Annotated in this window: 4 protein-coding genes; 2 read left to right on the top strand and 2 right to left on the bottom strand. The window is 39.3% G+C overall.

Going from position 1 to position 2347, the window contains the following annotated elements; all coding sequences use genetic code 11:
* A partial coding sequence (locus AC1DUA_RS34155) for a hypothetical protein (protein ID WP_477503970.1) occupies positions 1–268 on the top strand: 268 nt, incomplete at its 5' end.
* Between the two features lie 690 nt (positions 269–958).
* Positions 959–1084 carry a DUF3967 domain-containing protein gene (locus tag AC1DUA_RS34160; RefSeq protein WP_477503971.1) on the top strand — a complete coding sequence of 42 codons (126 nt, stop codon included), beginning with the start codon at positions 959–961 and terminating at the stop codon, positions 1082–1084.
* A gap of 779 nt (positions 1085–1863) precedes the next feature.
* On the opposite strand, the gene AC1DUA_RS34165 is transcribed toward AC1DUA_RS34160, so the two are convergent.
* Together AC1DUA_RS34165 and AC1DUA_RS34170 are read right to left on the bottom strand one after the other, a co-directional pair.
* Positions 1864–2094, bottom strand: a complete 231-nt coding sequence (locus AC1DUA_RS34165) for a cold-shock protein (RefSeq protein ID WP_477503972.1) — start codon at positions 2092–2094, stop codon at positions 1864–1866.
* 65 nt (positions 2095–2159) lie between these two features.
* A complete protein-coding gene (locus tag AC1DUA_RS34170; protein ID WP_477503973.1) occupies positions 2160–2345 on the bottom strand; it encodes a cold-shock protein in 186 nt (61 codons plus the stop codon).
* Positions 2346–2347: the final 2 nt, after the last annotated feature.

Below are 2347 nucleotides of genomic sequence, written 5' to 3' on the forward strand. Positions count from 1 at the left end.
GTGCAGCGCTGGTCTTGCGCTGCATGAACGGCTAACGGGCAATACGTATATTACGCTGCTCGATTTAAACACAGGTGCGCAGGTAGATCGTCAATTAACGAAAGCTGGGTACACGCTGACTTATCGTGAACCCGAAGGAATGGCTGTTCAAGTTCCTAATCCAGCTGATCCTTCTAATGCTCGGTTATGCTTTGGATTTGCTTCAACGGTATCAGATACGAATACTTCAAAGCTCGCGAGTATTTATTATAAGGATTTGCTAAAATAGGTTAATCAAGCGCCCACTCATTATTGGTAATATCCCCTTTAAGTAGACACTCAAAATAGCCCTTATGGTACCATAAGGGCTTGAGTACAACTTGGAGGGGATTTTCTTTGGCTACGAAACTCATATCCGGCTAATATTCGTTGGATGAGGCTGCAAACCAAGTCAAAGTTTTTACTGTCGAAGGCGTATGAAAGTAGATGAGGCAGTTAGATGGAGAGGATGAGATCTGAAAGAAAAAAATGGAAGTAGTTTAACGGATATTAGAGTAGAGCTACTTGAAGAAATTGAATATCTTTCTACACCAGAAGATGTTCTTATTAAAAAATGCTTTGGGCAGAACCAAAAACTAAAAGAAATTGTTTGGCAGAAATGCTTACAAGATATAGAGGAAATTTTCAATAAATATGGAACTTCAAAAGGGTTGAAAATAATTAATTATTATCACGTGTTAACGGCAATAGCTTCGTAATTTAATTCAACTAAAACAGYAGCAGCTCGTGGACTTTAATTCAGGGCTGCTGCTATTTCTGCATAATATTAAGGGGGACCCCAGACGCGTACTTTTAGAACTTATTATTTTTGCTGACTTCTCGGCAATGACGACTCGGAAAAGGATGCTTCCTATGTATAGGGGCCTGCGCTCTAAGCCGATTMTATGCCAAAAACATTGAATTCCAAAACGAAACGGCAATGACCGCAGCAYCGCAACAGCAAGCCAYAGCAGCAAAGATACACAAACGAGATCAGCAGTTGATGGAGGCTCTTAGASAAATACGAGAAGCCAAGAAAAAAAGTGGTGGCAGATGTGGAAATTAGAGGCAAGGCATGTTCTACCCCAATAAATCGCAAAAAAATCCTTTAATTAAAAGGATTCATTTGTGCCACAGCAAACAACAGCAACAGCGCAGCAATAAGATTAACTAACCTTAAATCAACTTAACTTTTAACCCAATTTAACCCATATTTTGTTACGATTCTTTCCACACACTTCTTTGGATTTTCTTGATAGATAGATCGAGCTTTTTATGCTTTAGCCATTTTTAGTAGTGAATTTCCTAAAATTACCAAGAGGTTTCTGACCTTTCGATTCGAAAAGGCCATGTAAAGGAGGCAACCAAACAAAAGGCATCCCCCCCAAACAGTGAAGAAAAATGAAGAAAAAACGCAGGAAATCATTATCAACCACGAACTCTTCTTAATTGTCCTTACAGGTCGGTTGTATAGAATCATTTCTCCAATTATGATATATCATCCCTTTCATTACTTTTGTCAATCTTTAAATTGCTCAGATTGGCTGCTTTTGTCTGCAAACCCTGTGTACTTAGTGAGATATCTGTGTCTCAGCAAAAGCAAAAGACTCAACGGCTGGGAGTCCTTTTGAGGGCGATTAGCTGTATTCCTTGCATACTAACACTCTCATTCGGGCTAATTGTCCATATACTGGGCTACTGGAACAAAAAAAGTAAGTTGAATTACGTTATATTATATGAATCTTTAACGTGGGAGCAACTCAAATGAACATTTGGGGAGAGTAGAGGTCTATTTGTATGAAAAAAGTCTTAAAAGCGGTAGCCAGTTCATATGCCATAAACTGACTAGGAGATTAGTCTGCCTTTATGAAGAGACTTCATATTTTTATTGGAGTTAGAAATGATAGGGAGCATTTTCAAGCTACTAATCATGGGAGAAAGGCAGAGGTGGCAAGTGGGGACGTACTCAAACGAAAAATTGTCCCGAATCCACCCATTACAATCTTCTTTATCGCATGCCCAGACTTTCGTGTTTTCATGAATGAGATCCTCTAACGATTTTCTTCGAAAATACATAGTTTTCTCTCCTCCTTAGATAAAAAAACTGCCCTTAACACTTGGTAAGGACAGTTCACTGTGAATTACAGTTTTACAACGTTTTCGGCTTGAGGACCGCGGTTGCCTTGAGCTACATTAAATTCAACGCGTTGTCCTTCGTCCAACGATTTGAATCCATCCCCTTGAATTGCGGAGAAATGAACGAATACGTCATTTCCGCCCTCCATTTCAATAAATCCAAAGCCTTTCTCTGCGTTAAACCATTTCACTG

It is taken from the genome of Paenibacillus sp. 01T422 (assembly GCF_056398785.1).